This is a genomic window from Streptomyces sp. NPDC057302 (assembly GCF_042667685.1).
GTDB lineage: Bacteria > Actinomycetota > Actinomycetes > Streptomycetales > Streptomycetaceae > Streptomyces.
Genome location: NZ_JBHUZJ010000005.1, coordinates 101,874 through 120,874, shown reverse-complemented (window position 1 = coordinate 120,874; position 19,001 = coordinate 101,874). Strand labels below are relative to the sequence as shown.

Annotated in this window: 18 protein-coding genes; 8 read left to right on the top strand and 10 right to left on the bottom strand. The window is 70.6% G+C overall.

Annotated elements, in window-relative coordinates; all coding sequences use genetic code 11:
* Positions 1–16 precede the first annotated feature (16 nt).
* Positions 17–1,441 carry a cytosine permease gene (locus ACFUPX_RS06080; protein ID WP_383316737.1) on the top strand — a complete coding sequence of 475 codons (1,425 nt, stop codon included), beginning with the start codon at positions 17–19 and terminating at the stop codon, positions 1,439–1,441.
* Here ACFUPX_RS06080 and ACFUPX_RS06075 read toward each other — a convergent pair.
* The 3 genes from ACFUPX_RS06075 to ACFUPX_RS06065 form a co-directional block, all read right to left on the bottom strand.
* Positions 1,422–2,198, bottom strand: a complete 777-nt coding sequence (locus ACFUPX_RS06075) for a class I SAM-dependent methyltransferase (RefSeq protein WP_383316734.1) — start codon at positions 2,196–2,198, stop codon at positions 1,422–1,424. The two genes, ACFUPX_RS06080 and ACFUPX_RS06075, sit on opposite strands and share 20 nt — an antisense overlap.
* Before the next feature lie 494 nt (positions 2,199–2,692).
* Positions 2,693–3,790 carry a branched-chain amino acid aminotransferase gene (locus tag ACFUPX_RS06070; RefSeq protein WP_383316731.1) on the bottom strand — a complete coding sequence of 366 codons (1,098 nt, stop codon included), beginning with the start codon at positions 3,788–3,790 and terminating at the stop codon, positions 2,693–2,695.
* 244 nt (positions 3,791–4,034) lie between these two features.
* Positions 4,035–5,075: a 3-isopropylmalate dehydrogenase gene (locus tag ACFUPX_RS06065; protein WP_383316728.1), complete on the bottom strand. Its 1,041-nt coding sequence runs from the start codon at positions 5,073–5,075 to the stop codon at positions 4,035–4,037.
* A gap of 152 nt (positions 5,076–5,227) precedes the next feature.
* Here ACFUPX_RS06065 and ACFUPX_RS06060 point away from each other — a divergent pair, with 152 nt between their 5' ends.
* Positions 5,228–6,850: a purple acid phosphatase family protein gene (locus ACFUPX_RS06060; protein ID WP_383316725.1), complete on the top strand. Its 1,623-nt coding sequence runs from the start codon at positions 5,228–5,230 to the stop codon at positions 6,848–6,850.
* Here the strand turns inward: ACFUPX_RS06060 and ACFUPX_RS06055 are convergent.
* Together ACFUPX_RS06055 and ACFUPX_RS06050 are read right to left on the bottom strand one after the other, a co-directional pair.
* Entirely contained in the window at positions 6,844–6,972 is a 129-nt protein-coding gene (locus ACFUPX_RS06055) for a hypothetical protein (RefSeq protein WP_361181394.1), read from the bottom strand. The genes ACFUPX_RS06060 and ACFUPX_RS06055 overlap by 7 nt on opposite strands.
* Positions 6,973–7,161: 189 nt before the next feature.
* Entirely contained in the window at positions 7,162–8,082 is a 921-nt protein-coding gene (locus ACFUPX_RS06050) for a LysR family transcriptional regulator (protein WP_383316722.1), read from the bottom strand.
* Positions 8,083–8,184: 102 nt separating this feature from the next.
* Here ACFUPX_RS06050 and ACFUPX_RS06045 point away from each other — a divergent pair, with 102 nt between their 5' ends.
* Entirely contained in the window at positions 8,185–9,201 is a 1,017-nt protein-coding gene (locus ACFUPX_RS06045) for an NADP-dependent oxidoreductase (protein ID WP_383316719.1), read from the top strand.
* On the opposite strand, the gene ACFUPX_RS06040 is transcribed toward ACFUPX_RS06045, so the two are convergent.
* Complete coding sequence (locus tag ACFUPX_RS06040) at positions 9,198–9,725, bottom strand: GNAT family N-acetyltransferase (RefSeq protein WP_383316716.1); 528 nt, start codon at positions 9,723–9,725, stop codon at positions 9,198–9,200. The two genes, ACFUPX_RS06045 and ACFUPX_RS06040, sit on opposite strands and share 4 nt — an antisense overlap.
* Positions 9,726–9,807: 82 nt before the next feature.
* Between ACFUPX_RS06040 and ACFUPX_RS06035 the strand changes: the two genes are divergently transcribed.
* A complete protein-coding gene (locus ACFUPX_RS06035) occupies positions 9,808–10,515 on the top strand; it encodes a nitroreductase family protein (RefSeq protein WP_383316713.1) in 708 nt (235 codons plus the stop codon).
* Here ACFUPX_RS06035 and ACFUPX_RS06030 read toward each other — a convergent pair.
* Positions 10,494–11,615 carry an alkene reductase gene (locus ACFUPX_RS06030; protein WP_383316710.1) on the bottom strand — a complete coding sequence of 374 codons (1,122 nt, stop codon included), beginning with the start codon at positions 11,613–11,615 and terminating at the stop codon, positions 10,494–10,496. The two genes, ACFUPX_RS06035 and ACFUPX_RS06030, sit on opposite strands and share 22 nt — an antisense overlap.
* A gap of 57 nt (positions 11,616–11,672) precedes the next feature.
* Between ACFUPX_RS06030 and ACFUPX_RS06025 the strand changes: the two genes are divergently transcribed.
* Positions 11,673–12,029: a MerR family transcriptional regulator gene (locus tag ACFUPX_RS06025; RefSeq protein ID WP_383316707.1), complete on the top strand. Its 357-nt coding sequence runs from the start codon at positions 11,673–11,675 to the stop codon at positions 12,027–12,029.
* A 142-nt stretch (positions 12,030–12,171) separates the two neighbouring features.
* Here the strand turns inward: ACFUPX_RS06025 and pruA are convergent, their stop codons facing one another.
* Both pruA and ACFUPX_RS06015 read right to left on the bottom strand, forming a co-directional pair.
* On the bottom strand, positions 12,172–13,803 hold the full coding sequence (pruA, locus tag ACFUPX_RS06020) for an L-glutamate gamma-semialdehyde dehydrogenase (protein ID WP_383316704.1): 1,632 nt from the start codon (positions 13,801–13,803) through the stop codon (positions 12,172–12,174).
* Between the two features lie 41 nt (positions 13,804–13,844).
* Positions 13,845–14,771, bottom strand: coding sequence for a proline dehydrogenase family protein (locus ACFUPX_RS06015; protein WP_383316701.1), 927 nt, complete (start codon positions 14,769–14,771; stop codon positions 13,845–13,847).
* Positions 14,772–14,950: 179 nt separating this feature from the next.
* On the opposite strand from ACFUPX_RS06015, the gene ACFUPX_RS06010 reads away from it, so the two are divergent.
* Positions 14,951–16,120, top strand: coding sequence for a PucR family transcriptional regulator (locus ACFUPX_RS06010; protein ID WP_383316698.1), 1,170 nt, complete (start codon positions 14,951–14,953; stop codon positions 16,118–16,120).
* Between the two features lie 104 nt (positions 16,121–16,224).
* Positions 16,225–16,593, top strand: coding sequence for a hypothetical protein (locus tag ACFUPX_RS06005; RefSeq protein ID WP_383316695.1), 369 nt, complete (start codon positions 16,225–16,227; stop codon positions 16,591–16,593).
* Positions 16,594–16,665: 72 nt separating this feature from the next.
* Here the strand turns inward: ACFUPX_RS06005 and ACFUPX_RS06000 are convergent, their stop codons facing one another.
* Positions 16,666–17,250, bottom strand: coding sequence for a TetR/AcrR family transcriptional regulator (locus tag ACFUPX_RS06000; protein WP_383316692.1), 585 nt, complete (start codon positions 17,248–17,250; stop codon positions 16,666–16,668).
* A gap of 97 nt (positions 17,251–17,347) precedes the next feature.
* Between ACFUPX_RS06000 and ACFUPX_RS05995 the strand changes: the two genes are divergently transcribed.
* Complete coding sequence (locus tag ACFUPX_RS05995; protein WP_383316689.1) at positions 17,348–18,904, top strand: MFS transporter; 1,557 nt, start codon at positions 17,348–17,350, stop codon at positions 18,902–18,904.
* Positions 18,905–19,001: the final 97 nt, after the last annotated feature.

Below are 19,001 nucleotides of genomic sequence, written 5' to 3'. Positions count from 1 at the left end.
CGTCAGGGGCACCCTCATGCCGATAGAACAGCGCGGAGTCGACACCATCCCGGACGGGGAACGCACCAGCGGTCCCCGCGATCTCATCTCGATCCTGCTCGGCTCCAACCTCTGTCTCGGGGTGATCGTCTTCGGCTGGCTGCCGGTGTCGTTCGGCCTCGGCTGGTGGGCGTCGGTCACGTCCGTGGTGGCGGGCACGGTCCTCGGCACGGCCCTGACCGCGCCCCTGGCCCTGGTCTCGCTGCGCACGGGCACGAATCTCTCCACCTCCTCCGGGGCGCAGTTCGGCGTCCGGGGCCGCCTGGTCGGCTCGGTCGTCGGCCTCCTCCTCTCCCTCGGCTACACCGCGCTGACGGTCTGGATCGGCGGCGACGTCATGGTGGGCGTGCTGCACCGCCTGATCGGGCTCCCGGCGGGCGGCCTCTCGTACGGGATCGTGTACGCGCTGCTCGCCGCGGCCACGGTGACGGGCGCGGTGTACGGCTACCGGGTGCTGCTGCGCCTGTCGCGCGTACTGGCGGTCGGCATGACGGCGCTGCTGATCCTGGGGGCGGTGGCCTACGCCCCCGACTTCACGACGTCGGCGCTCCCCGAGGCGGGCGGGTACCTCCTGGGCTCCTTCTGGCCGACGTGGCTCCTGGCCCTGGTGGCGGCTGGCCTGAGCGGCCCGATCGCGTTCATCACGCTCCTGGGCGACTACACGCGCTACATCTCCCCCGCGCGCCACAGCTCCCGGGCGGTGCTGCGGGCGTCCTGGGCGGGACTGCTGGCCGGGCTCCTGGTGCCGCAGCTCTTCGGTACGTTCACGGCGTACGCGGCGGGCGCGGCGCTCGACTACGCGGGCCCGCTGGTCTCGGCGTCCCCCTCCTGGTACTTGGTCCCGCTCCTCCTGGCCGCCTCCGCGGGCTCGGTGGGCAACGCGGGCCTGATGCTGTACTCGATGGGCCTCGACCTGGACGCGATCCTGCCGCGGGCTTCGCGGGCGCGGGCGACGTACACGGTGGCGACGGTGGCCACGGGGTGCGTGTTCGTGGGGCACTACGCGTGGGAGGCACAGGACGCGATGACGTCCTTCGTCCTGCTCCTCACGGCGATCGGCACACCGTGGGCGGTGATCACCCTGATCGGCTTCGTGCGCTGCGGCGGCGCCTACGACGCGGAGGCTCTCCAGGTCTTCAACCGCCGCTCCAGGGGCGGGATCTACTGGTACCGGGCGGGCTGGAACGTCCCGGCGACGGTGAGCTGGGCGCTGGGCGCGGCGGTCGGCCTCGCGGCGGTCTCCCTGCCGTCCTACGAGGGGCCACTGCTCTCCCTCACCGGGGGCGTGGACTGCAGTTTCCTGCTGTCGGGTGTGGTGGGCGGCATCGCGTACGCGGTCCTGGAGCGCAAGGGGGCGCCGGAGCCGGCGGTCGAGCCCGCGGTCAGCGTGCCGACGCCGTGATCAGCTCATGCAGGTACCGCTTGCTGATGGACCCGCCGTACGTACCGTCGATCAACTCCCGCACACACCCCAGCAGTCCCTCCCGCGTGTGGTCATCCAGGGCCCGGTGCCCCGAGTAGGTCCGCAGTACGTCGATGTACTGGTCGGCGGTGTAGGTGATGTCCCGCGCGAAGCGGCGCACGACGACGGGCCCGAGGCCGTCGGTTCGCTCCAACTCCCCCGTATCGGTGCGGAGTTCACTCTCCGGGGTAAGCCGCAGCCCCGGCTCGGTCGCGTCGGGATCCCACCTCTCGTAACACCCCTGGACCTCCACCCAGAACTCCGCACTCCCCCCGGCGACATGCTCGGTGGTGACGATCGCGAGAGTCCCGCCGGGGCGCAGGGCCTGCCTCATCTTCGGGACGCGCACGGCGGGGTCGAGCCAGTGGAAGGCGGTGGCACACACCACCAGGTCGTACGGCTCCGCAGGCAGCGGCCACGCTTCGAATTCGTCCACCTCGACGTGGGCCAGCGGCCAGTTCGCGAGGTTGCGCCGGGCCACGGCGGCGAGGGCGGGTCCCAGCTCCACGGCGGTGAGGGCGCTGCCGGTCCTCGCGAGCGGCACGGTCAACTGGCCCGTACCGGGGGCGACTTCCAAAACCCTGCTGCCGCTGCCCAGCTGCGCCTGCCGGACCAGCTCGTCCACCAGCCCGGCGGGATACCGCGGCCGCACCCGGTCATACAACTCGGCATCCCCATCAAAAACCCCCCGCAACATCCCCCCACTCTCCCACCTCACCCCACACCCCCTACCCCAACAGGCTTCCCCGCCCACCCACCCGATTACCCCGCACCCACCCCTGACCGAACAAGCTTTCCCACCCACCCACCCGATTACCCCGCAGCGACCCGTGATCCCGGGCGGGGGTCTGTGGGGGTGAGCGGAGGTCTGTGAGGTGGGCGGGGGAGATCCCGTCGCCATGGGGGGACCAGCCCCCACGTACCCGCAGTCGGGAGCGCGCCTGAGGGGACGTGCCGGTATTTCCGCCCGGAGCACGGTTCCTGTCACTCCCCAGCCGAAGAACCCCCGCGGCCACCGGACGATGGCGAGGACGGACATACCGGCGCGGCCCCGCCCCCACAGACGAACCCGCACCGCACCCCCACAGCGGCGCGCGCCCCGCCCCCAAGCACCACAAAGGCCGGACCCGGAAGATTCACTTCCGGGTCCGGCCTCAATGCGCGTACCTACCGGCCTACCCCCGCAAGCCCTCAGCCGAGATCATGCATCCAGCCATGCCGATCCTTCGCCGTCCCCCGCTGCACGTCCAGCAACGCCTCCCGCAGCCTCATCGTCACCGGCCCCGGCTCCCCACCGCTCTGCGTCCACTCGCCCGAGCGGCACTTGACCGTACCCACGGGAGTGATCACCGCCGCGGTGCCGCAGGCGAAGACCTCCGTCAGGGTGCCCTCGGACGTGTCCGCCTGCCACTGGTCGATCGAGACCCGCGACTCCTCCGACGTGTAGCCGAGGTCACGGGCGACCGTCAGGAGCGAGTCCCGGGTGATTCCGGCCAGGAGCGAGCCGGTGAGAGTCGGGGTGACGATCTTGTCCCCGTACACGAAGTACAGGTTCATGCCGCCGAGCTCCTCGACCCACTTGTGCTCGACCGCGTCGAGGTACGCGACCTGGTCGCACCCCTTCTCCGCGGCCTCGGCCTGCGCCAGCAGGGACGCCGCGTAGTTCCCGCCGGTCTTGGCGTCGCCCACACCGCCCGGCACGGCCCGCACCCGGTCCTCCGAAAGCCAGATCGAGACGGGCTTGACCCCACCGGGGAAGTACGCGCCCGCGGGCGAGGCGATCACGATGAACAGGTACTCGTTGGCCGGCTTCACGCCGAGCCCGACCTCGCTCGCGATCATGAACGGACGCAGGTAGAGCGACTCCTCGCCGCCGTGCGCCGGAACCCACGCCTTGTCCGCCTTCACCAGCGCGTCGCACGCCTCGATGAACGTCTCGACCGGCAGCTCCGGCATCGCGAGCCGCCGCGCCGACCGCTGGAAGCGCTCCGCGTTGGCCTCGGGGCGGAAGGAGGCCACCGTGCCGTCGGGCTGGCGGTAGGCCTTCAGGCCCTCGAAGATCTCCTGCGCGTAGTGCAGGACGTTGGTCGCCGGGTCGAGGGAGAGCGGGCCGTACGGCACGAGCTGGCCGTCGTGCCAGCCGCGGCCCTCCGTCCACTTGATCGTCACCATGTGGTCGGTGAAGTGGCGGCCGAACCCGGGGTTGGCCAGGATCGCCTCGCGGTCCGCCTTGGACAGCGGGCTCGATGTGGGCTTGAGCTCGATCGTGGGTGTCGGCGTCGTCGTCATGAGTACTAGTCCTTCACGGTGTGATGGTGACGGACCGCGCTCACGCCTGTACGTCTCGTACTAGGACGTCCGAGTAACCCTGCATTCCGCGGCCCCACGTTCGATTATCGCTCGCGTGGCGCCGAGGAAGAAACAGCGTGAATGCGGCCCAGGGGTCGATGGTGGCACCCGGAGCCGCATACGAGAAGCCGCCGGGTGGTGAACCAGACCCGGCGGCTTCTGTGTCGAGGGACGAGCTACCGGGTCAGCCCGCTACTCGTACGGCGAGCGCGTCGCCGATCTGCTCGGTGCTGCGGACCGTGTCGCCGCGCTCCGCGAGGTCGGCGGAGACGGCGTTCTCGATGCGCTCCGCCTCGTCCTCGTGGCCCAGGTGGCGCAGGAGCAGGCCCACGGACAGGATCGTGGCCGACGGGTCGGCCTTGCCCTGGCCCGCGATGTCCGGCGCCGAGCCGTGCACGGGCTCGAACATCGAGGGGAACTCGCGGCTCGGGTTGATGTTGCCGGAGGCCGCGACGCCGATACCGCCGGAGACTGCGGCGGCGAGGTCGGTGATGATGTCGCCGAAGAGGTTGTCGGTGACGATCACGTCGAAGCGGGCCGGGTCGGTGACGAGGTAGATCGTCGCGGCGTCGACGTGGATGTAGTCGGTGGTGACGTCGGGGAACTCCTTCGCCACCTGGTTGAAGACGTTCGTCCAGAGGTGCCCGGCGTACGCGAGGACGTTGTTCTTGTGGACGAGCGTCAGCTTCTTGCGCGGGCGCGCCTGGGCGCGGGCGAAGGCGTCACGGACGACACGCTCCACACCGAAGGCGGTGTTGACGGAGACCTCGGTGGCCACCTCGTGCGGGGTACCGGTGCGGATCGAGCCGCCGTTGCCCGTGTACGGGCCCTCGGTTCCTTCGCGTACGACGATGAAGTCGATCTCGGGCTGGCCCTTGAGGGGGGTCGCCACACCCGGGAGCAGCTTCGAGGGCCGCAGGTTGACGTGGTGGTCGAAGAGGAAGCGGAGCTTCAGCAGGAAACCGCGCTCCAGGACGCCGGACGGGACCGAGGGGTCACCGATCGCGCCGAGGAGGATCGCGTCGTACTGCTTGAGGGCCTCGACGTCGGCGTCGGTGAGGGTCTCACCGGTCGCGTGGTAGCGCTTGGCGCCGAAGTCGAACTCCTTGGTCTCCAGCTTCACATCCTGCGGGAGGACGGCATTGAGGACCTTGAGCCCCTGGGCCACGACTTCCTGGCCGATTCCATCACCGGGGATCACTGCGAGATTGATGCTGCGAGACATGCGAAACACCCTACGCTCCGTCCCAGGGGATGACACAAGCAGTCCGGCATGCGGACACCCCTGGTCACGCCACGGGCACGTCACCACATGGCCACCCCGTCTTCACCCATATGCCTGACGGGAGTTGGACGCCGCCGGGAAGTTCTATCGACATGGACACTCCGAACGTCGGCATACCCGAGCGGCTCGCGGCCGGGATGACCATGCCCGAGCAGCACGAGTACCTGCGCAAGAGGCTCTCCCGGCGCAGGGTGCTCGCCGGTTCGTTCGCCACCGCCGGCACGGTCGGCGGCATCGGCCTGCTCGCCGCGTCCTCCGCGTCCTCAGCGTCCTCAGCGGCCTCCGCACCGTCCGCACCCTCCGCGGCCTCCGCGCCCTCCGCGCCCGTGAAGGTCGACGGCAGGCTGGTGGCGCCCTTCGCCCGGCATCTCGCCTTCGGGGCCGACCCGAAGACGCAGATGCGGGTCTCCTGGCAGGTGCCGCTCGCGGTCAGGTCCCCCTATCTGCGGGTGGGCCCCAAGCCCTGGGAGCTGAGCCGGAAGATCGAGGCGGAGGTGCGCGACCTGCACACCCCGTCCCTGTCGAAGAAGCTGCCCGCGGTCGAGCAGTACTACCTGCACGCGGCGCTCGACGGCCTCAGGCCCGGCACGACGTACTACTACGGCGTCGGCCACGAGGGCTTCGACCCGGCATCGCCCGAGCGGATGGCGACGATCGGCTCCTTCCGCACGGCTCCCGCGCAGGCGCGGAAGTTCGTCTTCACGGCCTTCGGCGACCAGGGCGTGAGCTACCACGCCCTCGCCAACGACCAGTTGATCCTTGGCCAGAACCCGTCCTTCCATCTGCACGCGGGCGACATCTGCTACGCGGACACGACCGGGCACGGCAAGGAGTCCGACACGTACGACGCGCGGGTGTGGGACACCTTCCTCGCGCAGACGGAGTCCGTGGCGAAGTCCGTCCCGTGGATGGTGACGACCGGCAACCACGACATGGAGGCGTGGTACTCGCCCAACGGCTACGGCGGCCAGTCCGCCCGCTGGTCGCTCCCCGAGAACGGCTTCGACCCGAGGAACGCGCCGGGCGTCTACTCCTTCACGTACGGCAACGTCGGCGTCGTCGCCCTGGACGCGAACGACGTCTCGTACGAGATCCCCGCCAACAAGGGCTACACGGACGGCAGGCAGACCGCCTGGCTGGACAAGCGCCTGCGCGAGCTGCGGGCGGACGAGGCCGTCGACTTCGTCGTGGTCTTCTTCCACCACTGCATGTACTCGACGTCGACGCACGCCTCGGACGGCGGGGTGCGCGACGCGTGGCTGGAGCTCTTCACCAAGCACCAGGTGGATCTGGTCGTCAACGGCCACAACCACGTCTACGAGCGCACCGACGCGATCAAGGGCGGCGAGGTCGGCAAGCCCGTGCCGGTCGGCGCGTCGACCGATCCGACGCGCGACGGCATCGTGTACGTCACCGCGGGCGGAGCGGGCAAGGACCTCTACAGCTTTCCGGCGGGCGTGCGGGACAGCTACGAGGGGAACGTCAGGGACCGGGACGCGATCCCGACGTTCCACTGGACGAAGTCGCGGAAGCACGACTCGGCTGTGTCCGATCCGGACGTGGTCGAGTGGTCACGGGTGCGGTACACCGGCTTCTCGTTCCTCGCGGTGGAGGTGACGGCCGGCGCGCACCCGAAGCTGACGGTCTCCGCGCTCGCCGAGAGCGGAGAGCGCGTGGACCACTTCGAGGTGGTGCGCGGCAAGTCGGGTCAGTGACCCGTCTCGCCGCCGTTGTCCCTGCGGTCGAGGGCGCGCTGCAGGGCCGCTGCGGCGTTCTTGCGCTCGGAATCGCTGGTGCGGGAGGTGTGACGGACTCGGCGTGCGGTCGTCTCGGCCATGAGAGATCCATTCCTTGAGGGAAGGGGTGTATTCGAGACGCCGGAGGGCGGGGAGCGGTGGAGCCGCAGGGGTTGCCTGCACGGGGCTCCGGCTCACGACCGCCATTCGCTTGGTCGAGCGAGACGTTCGGCTCCTACAAAGCTAAGCGAGGACGGAGCGTCTGTCTCCACAATTACTCGGACTTCCTACTATCTGAGACGGCCTTCACTCTCAGCCCCTCCTTTGGCCGCTCTGAGCTCGCGGATGAGGGCACGGACCGCGACCGTGGAGGCCAGCTCCGGCGTGGTGACATAGCCCACGGAACGTGACGGGCGCTGCGGACCAAGATCAGTGATCTCGATTCCGTGCGGTGCTCCGTTCAGCGAAAGCGCGGGCATGATCGCCATACCGAGACCCCTGCTCACCATCGAGAGCACTGCTCCGTCGTCCTCGGTCAGCACGGTCGCCTTCGGGATCCAGTCCTGCCCGGCCCACCACGTCCGCGTGTAGGAGCCGCAGTTCTCGTGCCAGTCCACCAGCGGCAGCGAGCGCGGGTCGGGATGCCCGGCCGGGTGCACGAGCGAGTAGGGCTCCTCGACGAGTACGTCTCCGATGAGCCCTGCGGGCACGGGCGAGGTCGCCCCGATCGTCGCGATGCCCACGTCCGCACGCCCCTGCGCCACCTCCCCCGCGGTGCCCGCGCCCAGCTCACGCACGACGCGCACCTGCGGTTCGATGCCGGGATGGCGGGCGGTGAGGCGCTCCAGGACGGGCGGCAGCAGATACAGCGCCACGCTGCGGAAGGCGGCGATGCGCAGCGGCCCCGCGACCGTGCCACGCTCGGCCCCGCGGGCCTCGGCGGCCAGGGCGTCCAGGAGCCGCAGGACGCGCCGGGCGTGGGCAGCGGCGGCGGCGCCGGCCGGGGTGGGCGTCGCGCCCTTGCGGCCCCGCTCGAAGAGCACCGCTCCGATCTTGCGCTCCGTCCCGCGGATGGAGTGCGAGACCGCGGACTGCGTGAGGCCGAGCGCCTGGGCCGCCGCCGAGAACCCGCACTCGCGGTCGACGGCGACGAGGATGCGCAGCTCGTGGGGCGCGAGATCGCCGGCCGTGGTCTTCGCAGCAGCATCCATCAGGGCGTCCCACCTGCTTCTATGAGGGCTGTTCATGGGCCGGGGCGTTCCATGAGCGCAACCCTCTCCCCGGCCCCCGCATTCCTCCGTACGGTCACCGCCATGACCGAGACCGCACTCACCGTGCACCAGACCGCCCGCCCCCACGGCTTCCCTACCCCCGGCCACTTCGCCTTCGTGGAGTCCGCGCTGCCCGAACCCGCCCCGGGCGCCGCCCTGGTGGAGAACCTGTACTGGTCGGTGGACCCCTACCACCGCGAAATGATGGACGGCGACTTCGCCCTGAAAGCTCCCCTGGAGGGTCGCGCCCTGGGCCGTGTCGTGGAGTCCCGCGACCCCGCGCTCCCCGAGGGGCAGATCGTCTTCCACCGGCAGGGCTGGCGCACGCACACCGTCGTCACCCCCGATGAGGCGCGCGCCGTCCCGCGCTTCGACGGCGTACCGCTCTCCGCGCATCTGAGCATCCTCGGCGGCACCGGCCTGACGGCCTACGTCGGGCTCACCCGCATCGCCGAACTCCGCCAGGGCCAGGACCTGTTCGTCTCCGCCGCGGCCGGCGGCGTGGGCACGGCCACCGGGCGGCTGGCCCGGCTGATGGGCGCGGGGCGGCTCGTCGGCAGCGCGGGCACGGCGGCGAAGGCGGCGTACCTGACGGAACACGTCGGCTACGACGCGGCCTTCGACTATCACACGGGCCCGACGGCCGACCTGCTCGCGAAGGCGGCGCCCGACGGGATCGACCTCTACGTGGACAACGTCGGCGGCGAGCCACTCGAAGCCGCGATCTCCTCGCTGCGCGAGTACGGGCGGATCGTACGCATCGGCACGATGGCCCAGTACAACAGCACCGGCGCGCCGTACACCCTGCGCAACCTCCCCGACATCGTCGAGAAGAGCCTGCGCATCGAGGGCTTCCACGTCCGCAACCACCGCCACGTGCAGGAGGAGTTGTACGAGTTCGTGGTGCCGCACCTGCAGAGCGGGCGCGTCGGGCTCGACGAGACCGTGGTCGACGGCTTCGGCGGGATCGTGGACGCGTTCCTCGGAATGCTGCGGGGCGAGAACCAGGGAAAGATCATCGTGCGGGCGGCGGAGGCCGCGGACGCGCCCGGTGCCTAGAAGATGTCCCCGTCGCGCCAGTCGACGAGGAGTTCGTGCGCCGGGTCGAGGTCGGCGCCCCAGAGGAGCGGGGGTTCCTCCTCCGGCATGTGGACCACGCCCCGCGGGCCCAGGGTGCCGACCGTGCCCTTCCACTCCTGCCAGCCGCGCGCGAGGTAGAGCCGCTGCCCCTGGTCGGACGCGGAGAGCGCGCCCAGCGCGTACGCCCGGTCGATCACGTGCTCCAGCGCGCCCATCACCCGGCCGCCGAGTCCCTGGCGCTGCCGGTCGGGGCGGACGGCGACCGCCTCGACGTAGCCGACGCGCAGCGAGCGGCCGTCGTGCAGGATCCGGCGCTGGACCACGGAGCCGTGCGCGAGGAGGAGGCCGGAGGCGTCGTGCACGAGGGCGTGCACCCCGCCGAGGCCGTGGTCCCAGTCCTGATCACTGAAGTCCCCGTCGAACGCCTCGTCCATCAGGGCGCGGGCGGCGCGCAGTTCCGCGGGGTCGAGAGCGTGGGTAGGGGCCGTGCGCAGCGTGGTCACCCCTCCACCGTACTCAGGCTCCGGCCCAGTACGCACGCCGATTCGCCCCCGTCCGGGCGCCCGCACGGGCACACTCGTGAGCATGGCCGACGAGATCGCAGAACAACCCTGGACCCCCATCCACGGCGAGCCCTACCGCTCCGTCCCCTATCGCCCCGAGCGCATGTCCGAAGCCCAATCCCTGGCGCACGCCGCCGAGTTGCGCACCCGGATGCGGGAGCGGCGTACGGTACGGCAGTTCGCGCCGGACCCCGTACCCCCGCAGGTCGTGCGGGACGCCATAGCGTGCGCGGCGACGGCGCCGTCCGGCGCGCACCAGCAGCCGTGGACGTTCGTCCTCGTCCAGGACCCCGAGGTGCGCCGCCGCATCCGTGAGGCCGCCGAGCAGGAGGAGCGCGTCTCGTACGAGGGGCGTCTCGGCGAGGAGTGGCTCGCGGCACTTCGCCCGCTCGGCACGGACGAGGTGAAGCCGCATCTGACGGACGCGCCCGCGCTCGTCGTCGTCTTCCAGCAGCGCTACTGGCTGGGCGACGACGGCACCAAGCACAAGCACTACTACGTCGACGAGTCGGTCGGCATCGCGGTGGGGATGCTGCTGTCCGCGCTGCATCTGTCGGGCCTGGCCGCGCTGATCCACACGCCGAGCCCGATGCGGTTCCTGTCGCAGGTGCTCGGCCGCCCCGAGAACGAGAAGGCGTTCGCCGTGATCCCCGTGGGCTATCCGGCGCCGGACTGCCAGGTCCCCGACCTCGTACGCAAATCGCTGGATCAGGTGCTGGTCGAGGTCTGAGCGGACACCAACTCCCGCTCCAGGGAAGGGTAGTCGGTGTATCCCTGGGCCCCGTGGGTGTAGAGGTGCGCCGCGTCGATCTCCTGGAGCGGCGCGCCCAGCGCGAACCGCTCCGGCAGGTCGGGGTTGGAGATGAAGGCCCTTCCGTACGAGACGAGGTCCGCGAGGCCTTCGGCGAGGACCGCCTCGCCCGCCTCGCGCGTCGTGGGGTCGCCGTTCTCTCCGACGTTGCCGATGAGGGTGCCGTGCCAGTGGGGCCGCAGGTCGGTGAGGGCCGGGTAGCCGTCGTTGTCGGTGAGGTGGAGGTAGGCGAGGCCGAGGCCGTCGATCTCGTCGAGCAGCGCGCGGTAGACGGGGCCGGGGTCGGCCTCCGCCATGCCGAACTGCGGGTTGCCCGGCGAGAGGCGCAGGCCGAGCCGCTCGGCGCCGATGGCGTCGGCGACGGCGCGGACCACCTCGACGGCGAAGCGGATGCGGTCGGCGATCGAGCCGCGGCCGTAGGCGTCGGTGCGGAGGTTGGAGTTGTCCGCGAGGAACTGGTGGATCAAGTAGCTGTTGGCGCCGTGCAGTTCGACTCCGTCGAAGCCCGCGGCGATGGCGTTGCGGGCGGCGTCCGCGAAGTCCTGGATCGCGGTGCGGATGTCCTCGGGGCTCATCTCGCGCGGGGTGACCGGGTCGGCCTTGGCGCCGTCGCGCACGTGGACGCGGCTCGGGTCGACGAGCACGGCGGACGGGGCCGCGGGTACGTCCTCGTCGATCCGGGACAGCGGGTGCCCGTGCCGGCCGCCGTGCATCAGCTGCGCGTAGATCCGGCCACCGGCGGCGTGCACGGCGTCGGTGACCCGCTGCCAGCCCTCGACGTGCGCGGCGGTCTCAAGACCCGGGAACCGCCAGCCGCTCTGGCCCCGGCTGCTGGGCCAGATGCCCTCGGTGACGATGAGTCCCGCGCTCGCGCGCTGGGCGTAGTGGTCGGCGACCACCGGCAGCGGGGTGCCGTCCTGCGTCGCACGGTGGCGGGACATGGGCGCCATCACGATGCGGTTGGGGAGGTGGCCGATGGGGCTTGCGGAATAGGGGGCGAGAAGCGAAGTGTTCGTCATGCCGGAACGGTAGAAGTTGACACCAGTGTCAGATTCAAGTGCGGAGGGACGCGTGACATGAGGATCGGCGAGCTGGCGGAGCGTACCGCGGTGAGTGAGCGGTCCCTTCGCTACTACGAGAAGCAGGGCCTCCTGCACGCGGAGCGCACACCGGGCGGCCACCGCGACTACTCCGAAGCCGCGGTCGACCGCGTCGTCCACATCCAGGAGCTGTTCGCGGCGGGTCTGTGCAGCGCGAAGATCGTGCAGCTGCTCCCGTGCATGCGCGACCAGGACGGCGGCCCTTCGGAAACGGCGACGCCGTGGCTGGTGGAGGAGCTGTCGGTGGAGCGGGCCCGCATCGACGGCATGGTGGAGGAGTTGCTGCGGGCGCGGGACGTACTGGACGAGGTGATCTCCGCGGCTGGCGGCTGAGGGGCGGGGCGGTGAACGGGCGGGTGGGCGGGAGAGGCCCGTTCGGGCAGTGTCGGACGCGGGAACACGACACCGCCCCCGACCGGGGTGAGGCCCAGGTCGGAGGCGGAGTGAAGAGGGGGCCGCGAGGCCCCGGGAGGGGCTAGCCCATGTGCGGGTAGCCGTACTCCGTCGGAGACACCAGCGTCTCCTTGATGGCACGGGTCAGCGTCCACCGCTGAAGGTTCTGCGGGGCGCCGGCCTTGTCGTTCGTACCCGAGGCACGCCCGCCGCCGAAGGGCTGCTGCCCGACGACCGCACCGGTCGACTTGTCGTTGATGTAGAAGTTGCCCGCCGCGTAGCGGAGCTTCTCCATCGTGGCGGCGGCGGCCGCGCGGTCGCCCGCGATGACCGAGCCGGTCAGCGCGTAGTCCGACGCCGACTCCATCTGGGTCAGCATCTCCTCGTACGTGTCGTCCTCGTAGACGTGGATCGCCAGGAACGGGCCGAAGTACTCGGTCGTGAAGACCTCGTTGGCCGGGTCGGTGCACTCGACGACGGTCGGACGGACGAAGTAGCCGACCGAGTCGTCGTACGTGCCGCCCGCGACGATCGTGCAGGTCGGGTCGCTCGCCGCACGGTCGATCGCCGCCTTGTTCTTGGCGAACGCGCGCTCGTCGATGACGGCGCCGATGAAGTTCGACAGGTCGGTGACGTCACCCATCTTGATGCCGTCGACCTCGGCCGCGAACTCCTCCTTGAAACCGGAGTTCCAGATCGAGGCGGGGACGTACGCACGCGACGAGGCGCTGCACTTCTGGCCCTGGAACTCGAAGGAGCCACGGGTCAGGGCCGTCTTGAGGACGGCGCGGTCGGCGCTCGGGTGGGCGACGACGAAGTCCTTGCCGCCGGTCTCGCCGACCAGGCGCGGGTACGTGCGGTAGTTGGCGATGTTCTCGCCGACCGTCTTCCACAGGTGCTGGAAGGTCGGGGTCGAGCCCGTGAAGTGGATGCCCGCCAGGTCGCGGTGGGTCAGGGCCACCTCGGAGACGGCGATGCCGTCACCGGTGACGAGGTTGATGACGCCCTTGGGAAGACCGGCCTCCTCAAGGAGCTGCATGAGCAGCACGGCGGCGTGCGTCTGCGTCGGGGACGGCTTCCACACGACCACGTTGCCCATGAGGGCCGGGGCGGTGGGCAGGTTGCCCGCGATCGCGGTGAAGTTGAAGGGGGTGATCGCGTAGACGAAGCCCTCGAGCGGGCGGTGGTCCAGGCGGTTCCAGACGCCGGTCGAGTTCGCCGGGGGCTGCTCGGCGAGCAGGTCACGGGCGTACTTGACGTTGAAGCGCCAGAAGTCGACGAGCTCACAGGGGGTGTCGATCTCGGCCTGCTGGGCGGTCTTGGACTGGCCGAGCATCGTGGACGCGGCGAGCGTCTCGCGCCACGTCGTGGAGAGCAGCTCGGCGGCGCGCAGGATGATCGCGGCGCGGTCGTCGAAGGACATCGCGCGCCAGGCCGGGGCGGCGGCGAGCGCGGCGTCGATCGCGTCCTGGGCGTCCTGCGAGGTGGCGCCGCGGCCGTTGCCGATGACGGCCTGGTGGTTGTGCGGCTGCACGACCTTGAAGGGCTCGCCGCCACCGAGGCGCTTGACGCCGCCGATGGTCATCGGCAGCTCGATGGGGTTCTCGGAGAGCTCCTTGAGCTTGGTCTCGAGACGGGCACGCTCCGGGGAACCGGGTGCGTAACCGTGCACCGGCTCGTTGACCGGCGCGGGGACCTGGGTGACGGCGTCCATGAGTTCTCTATCTCCTTGGAGGGGGTCGGGGGAAAGGGAGCTCAGCCCTTGGTGAGGATGGAGCGGGCGAAGAAGAGCAGGTTGGCCGGCTTCTCCGCGAGGCGGCGCATGAAGTATCCGTACCAGTCGGTGCCGTAGGCGGTGTACACGCGCATCCGGTGGCCCTCGGCCGCGAGCCGCAGGTGCTCGTCGCTGCGGATGCCGTACAGCATCTGGAACTCGTACTCGTCCAGTTTGCGCCCGGCACGGCGTCCGAGCTCCTGGGCGATGGAGATCAGGCGCGGGTCGTGGGACCCGATCATCGGGTACCCGGCGCCCTCCATGAGGATGCGCATGATGCGTACGTACGCCTTGTCGATCTCCGCCTTGTCCTGGTACGCGACCTCGGCGGGCTCCTTGTAGGCGCCCTTCACGATGCGTACGCGGCTGCCGGCGGCGGCCAGGCGGCGGGCGTCGTCCTCGGTGCGGAAGAGGTAGGACTGGATGACGCAGCCGGTCTGCGGGAAGTCCTTCCGCAGCTCCTCGTGGATGGCGAACATCGAGTCGAGGGTGGTGTGGTCCTCGGCGTCCAGGGTGACCGTGGTGCCGATCGCGGCTGCGGCGACGACGACCGGGCGGACGTTGGCGAGGGCCAGCTCGTGGCCGCCCTCCAGCGCCTGGCCGAACATGGAGAGCTTGATGGACATCTCGGCCTTGGTGCCAAGGCCCAGGTCCTTGAGGCGCTCGACGAGCTCCAGGTAGGCGTCGCGCGCGGCGGCGGCCTGCTCGGGCGTGGTGATGTCCTCGCCGACGACGTCGAGGGTGACCTCGAGGCCCTTGTCGGCGGCGTCCGTGATGATCGGCACGACCTGGTCCACGGTCTCACCGGCGATGAAGCGGCCGACGACCTGCTTGGTGCCCGGGGCCGCGGAGACGAAACGGCGCATCTGGTCGCTGCGCGACGCGGCGAGGATCACGGGACCCAGCACGGGCACCTCCACGGAGAGTAGAACGGGGCCGTACCTGGATATGCGGAACAGGCCGGTACGGCACGGAGAACCACCGTGAAACTTAAGGATCCCTCCGATCCGGTGCCATCGACAGCTGTCACGCATCCGTGCCCTGGATCTCAGACATCTGTCTGAACGCCGGGGCGAACTACGTCAGAATGGACAGCGTGAAAGGCGATTACCAGGAACTGGTCGACGAGATCTCAGCCCTGCTGGGAGCCCCCGCGACGCTGGAGAACCGCGATTTCGAGCTGATCGCCTTCGGCGCGCACGACAGCGGCGGCGACACCGACTTCGACGCGACGGCGCTGGACCCGGTGCGCACCCGCTCGATCCTCACGCGCCGCTCCACGGCCGGGGTCCGCACCTGGTTCGAGAGCTTCGGCATCACCCGGGCGACGGCCCCGATCCGCATTCCGCCCACCCCGGAGGCGGGCGTCCACCGCGGGCGGATCTGCGTTCCCGTACGGCATCGGGGGTTCGCCCTTGGCTACGTATGGCTCCTTGACGACGATCCGGGGCCCACGGACGCGCAGCTGACCGCCGCCATGGAGGTCGCGGCCCGCATCGGCGCGCTCCTTGCCGACGAGGCGCAGGCGGGCGCCGACCTGACCCGGGAGTTCCGGGCCGTCCTGACCGCCGAGCGGGGCTGGCAGCGGGACATGGCGGTGGCCGACCTGCGCACGGCGCTCGGCCCGCGCGGCGAGGGCCTGCACGCGGTGCTCTGCGTGGCCCCCTGGCCCTCCGCCGACCCGGACTCCGCCCCTTCGGTCCGTACGGTGCAGGGGGCGACCGCCCTGTGCACGGTGCCGTGGGGCACGGCGGGCCAGAGCCTCGCGGTCCTGGTCAGGCTGCGCTCGGCGGACGTGCTCACCCCCGCGGTGTCGGCGGCCACGCGGCTCCTGGAGACGGCCAAGGACGCGGCGGCGGGCATCGCGAACGCCCGGCACGGCCTGGACGAGCTGGGCGCCGCCTGGTGGGAGGCGTCCACGGCGGCCCGCGCGGCCCGCGCCGAACCCCGCTTCGCCCCCGTCGCCCAGTGGTCGGACGTGGGCCCCTACCGCCTGCTCACGTCCCTGCCCGCCGAGGCCTCCCAGGACCCGGTGGCCCGCGCGCTCCTCTCCCCCGCCCACCGCGAACTCGCCCGCACCGCCGAGGTGTACCTGGACTGCGCGGGCCAGGCGGGGCGCACGGCCGCGGAGTTGGGCATCCACCGCCAGACGCTCTACTACCGCCTCTCCCGCGTGGAGCAGCTCACGGGCCTGGACCTGGACGACGGCGAGGACCGGCTGCTGCTGCACATGATCCTGAAAGCGTCACGACTGTAAGGGCACGGCTACAGGTGGCGCCTGACGTGACCATGACCCGGTAGCGTCTCGCCCTGATCACGCACGTTGATCGAAGACACTCCACAGGGGAGACCGAACACCCGATGAAATTCAAGTTGTTGGGACCCGCCGTCGCCGCTGCCGCCCTCGTCGGCACCACTCTCACCGGCGGCATCGCCGTGGCACAGACGCCCTCCGCGCCGCTCGCCGCCGCCGCGGCACCCAGCTGCCTCAACGGCCTCACGAACGTTCCCGCCAAGGAGACCGTGAAGGTCCGCAAGACCGCGAAGCTGAACGGCACCGCCGTCGGCCAGTGGAACAAGGGCAAGAAGGGCTTCGTCTGCAACGACGGCAAGTCGATCACGGGCCAGAAGTACACGCTCTGCGGCAAGACGAGCACCGAGTGGCTCTACGGCATCACGAACGGCACGAACGTGAAGGGCTACGTCCCCAGGGCCTGCATCAACTGGTAGCCGACAAGGCCCCTGAAGAAACATGACCCACAGTGGTGCGGGTGGCGCGACGCCGCCCGCACCACCGGCGTTTCACTCCCCCGACACCCGCTCCATCACCCGCCGCAGCCCCTCGGTCAGCTGCTCGGCGTCGGTGGCCGACTCCTCGTCGAACAGCCACTGCACCATCAGGCCGTTGAGCAGCGTCGTGTAGAAGCGCCCCTCGCTCTCCACCACGTCGTCGGTCAAGTCGCCCTCCGCGATCCCGGTGAACATCGCCGCGAGCCCGCGCCGCCCCTCCACCTGCGCCTTGGCCAGCAGCTCGCGAATGCCCGCGAGCCGCTCCCCCTGCGTGACGACCTCCAGGCTCAGCATCCAGATCGCCCGTGACTCGGGGATCGAACGGATGACGTCGGCCCACCTCTGCCGGAACCGCTCCAGGCCGTTGCCCTCCACGGCACGCGCCGCGCCGACCGCGCCCTCGAAGCCGTCGCCCATCGGCTCGATGAGCGCGACGTACGCCTCGACGAGCAGCGCGTCCTTCGAACCGTAGTGATAGCCGATGGACGCGAGATTGGTCCCGGACTCCTTCACGATGTCGCGCGCCGTCGTGCGCACGAATCCCTTCTCCAGCAGGCAGCGCTTGGCGCCTTCGAGCAGATCCTCACGGTGTCCCATGCCGACCAGCCTACGCCCGATCCATACACACGTCCCAGACCGGCGTCTTACACACCCGTACTAGACAACCGTTTAAGACGCTCGTACAGTTCTCGGCATGACGAACTCGACGCACGAACAAGCGAATTCGGCGGTCCCGGAGCGCGCGGGCCGCAAGGAGTGGACCGCCCTCGCCGTTCTGATGCTGCCGCTGCTCCTGGTCTCGATGGACGTCTCCGTCCTCTACTTCGCGGTCCCCGCGATCAGCGCCGACCTGGAGCCGAGCGGCACCCAGCAGCTGTGGATCTTCGACATCTACGCGTTCGTGCTCGCCGGGCTGCTGATGACGATGGGCTCGCTCGGCGACCGCATCGGCCGCCGCAAGCTGCTCGTCTTCGGCGCCGCGGCCTTCGGCGCGGCCTCCCTGACCGCCGCCTACGCCAACAGCGCCGAGCTGCTCATCGCCGCCCGCGCGGTCCTCGGCATCGGCGGCGCGACCCTGATGCCGTCCACGATGGCCCTCGTACGCACGATGTTCCGCGACGCCGGACAGCGCGCGAAGGCGATCGGCATCTGGTCGGGCGTGATGGTGGCCGGTATCGCGCTCGGTTCGGTGATGAGCGGCATCCTCGTCGAGCACTTCTGGTGGGGCTCGGTCTTCCTGGTCAACCTGCCCGCGATGGTGCTGCTCCTGGTCCTCGCGCCGGTCCTCATCCCCGAGTTCAAGGACCCGAAGCCGGGCCGCTTCGACCTGCTGAGCGTGCCGCTGTCGATGGCCGCCGTGCTGCCCGTCGTCTACGGCGTCAAGGAGATCGCCGCCGAGGGTCTTGAGCCCGCGTACGTCGCTTCGCTCGCCGTCGGCCTCGTCTTCGCCGCCCTCTTCGTCCACCGGCAGCGCACCACGGAGTCCCCGCTGATCTCCCCCGCGCTGTTCCGCGGCCGGGGCTTCGCCCCCGCCGTCCTGCTGAACCTCATCTCCTCGCTGTCGATGATGGGTTCGGCCTACTTCACCACGCAGTATCTGCAGTCCGTCCTCGGCAAGAGCGCCATGGAGGCCGCCCTGTGGGCGCTGCTCCCCTCGGTCCTCATCGGCTTCGCCGCACCGGTCGCCACGGCCCTGGTCCAGCGGGGGATGAACCGCGCCTACGTCGTCTCCACCGGCTTCGTCGTCTCGGCGTTCGGGTACGGCCTGCTGACCCTGATCGGCACGGACTCGATGTGGACGGTCCTCACCGGCGCCGGGCTCCTGGCCTGCGGCGCCGTGGTCGTCGGTTCCCAGCTCACCGACCTGGCCCTGAGCTCGGCCCCGGCGGAGAAGGCGGGCTCCGCGTCCTCGCTCCTGGAGACGGGCCAGGAGTTCGGCGGCGCGCTCGGCATGGCGCTCCTGGGCACCATCGGCAACGCGGTCTACCGGAGCGAGATCCCGGACGCGGCCCCGGCCGAGGCCCACGAGACGCTCGGCGGCGCGCTCGCGGTGGCCCAGCACCTGCCGGACAAGGCTGCCTCCGCACTGACCGAGGCGGCCCGCGAGGCGTTCACCAGCGGCATGCACGTCGCGGCGTTCACGGGGGCGGCGGTGCTGCTGCTCGCGGCGGCGGTGGCTGCGGTGACGCTGCGCCGGATCACTCCGGCAGAGGCCCCCACAGAGCCAGAGCCCGCGAAGGCACTCGCTTAATGCCGCAAGACAAACGCCGGACGGGCTGGAGAATTCCAGCCCGTCCGGCGTTTGAGGACGAACTCGGCGAAGCCGGTGATCGGCGCCCGAGGCTCTG

Excerpts from the sequence above, each read along its gene's own strand:
- ACFUPX_RS06050 (WP_383316722.1), bottom strand. The coding sequence starts at position 8,082 with ATGGATGCTGCTGCGAAGACCACGGCCGGCGATCTCGCGCCCCACGAG.
- ACFUPX_RS06060 (WP_383316725.1), top strand. The coding sequence starts at position 5,228 with ATGGACACTCCGAACGTCGGCATACCCGAGCGGCTCGCGGCCGGGATG.
- ACFUPX_RS06065 (WP_383316728.1), bottom strand. The coding sequence starts at position 5,075 with ATGTCTCGCAGCATCAATCTCGCAGTGATCCCCGGTGATGGAATCGGC.
- pruA (WP_383316704.1), bottom strand. The coding sequence starts at position 13,803 with ATGGACGCCGTCACCCAGGTCCCCGCGCCGGTCAACGAGCCGGTGCAC.
- ACFUPX_RS06005 (WP_383316695.1), top strand. The coding sequence starts at position 16,225 with ATGAAATTCAAGTTGTTGGGACCCGCCGTCGCCGCTGCCGCCCTCGTC.
- ACFUPX_RS06055 (WP_361181394.1), bottom strand. The coding sequence starts at position 6,972 with ATGGCCGAGACGACCGCACGCCGAGTCCGTCACACCTCCCGCACCAGC.
- ACFUPX_RS05995 (WP_383316689.1), top strand. The coding sequence starts at position 17,348 with ATGACGAACTCGACGCACGAACAAGCGAATTCGGCGGTCCCGGAGCGC.
- ACFUPX_RS06025 (WP_383316707.1), top strand. The coding sequence starts at position 11,673 with ATGAGGATCGGCGAGCTGGCGGAGCGTACCGCGGTGAGTGAGCGGTCC.
- ACFUPX_RS06000 (WP_383316692.1), bottom strand. The coding sequence starts at position 17,250 with ATGGGACACCGTGAGGATCTGCTCGAAGGCGCCAAGCGCTGCCTGCTG.
- ACFUPX_RS06035 (WP_383316713.1), top strand. The coding sequence starts at position 9,808 with ATGGCCGACGAGATCGCAGAACAACCCTGGACCCCCATCCACGGCGAG.
- ACFUPX_RS06075 (WP_383316734.1), bottom strand. The coding sequence starts at position 2,198 with ATGTTGCGGGGGGTTTTTGATGGGGATGCCGAGTTGTATGACCGGGTG.
- ACFUPX_RS06070 (WP_383316731.1), bottom strand. The coding sequence starts at position 3,790 with ATGACGACGACGCCGACACCCACGATCGAGCTCAAGCCCACATCGAGC.
- ACFUPX_RS06080 (WP_383316737.1), top strand. The coding sequence starts at position 17 with ATGCCGATAGAACAGCGCGGAGTCGACACCATCCCGGACGGGGAACGC.
- ACFUPX_RS06010 (WP_383316698.1), top strand. The coding sequence starts at position 14,951 with ATGGACAGCGTGAAAGGCGATTACCAGGAACTGGTCGACGAGATCTCA.
- ACFUPX_RS06030 (WP_383316710.1), bottom strand. The coding sequence starts at position 11,615 with ATGACGAACACTTCGCTTCTCGCCCCCTATTCCGCAAGCCCCATCGGC.
- ACFUPX_RS06045 (WP_383316719.1), top strand. The coding sequence starts at position 8,185 with ATGACCGAGACCGCACTCACCGTGCACCAGACCGCCCGCCCCCACGGC.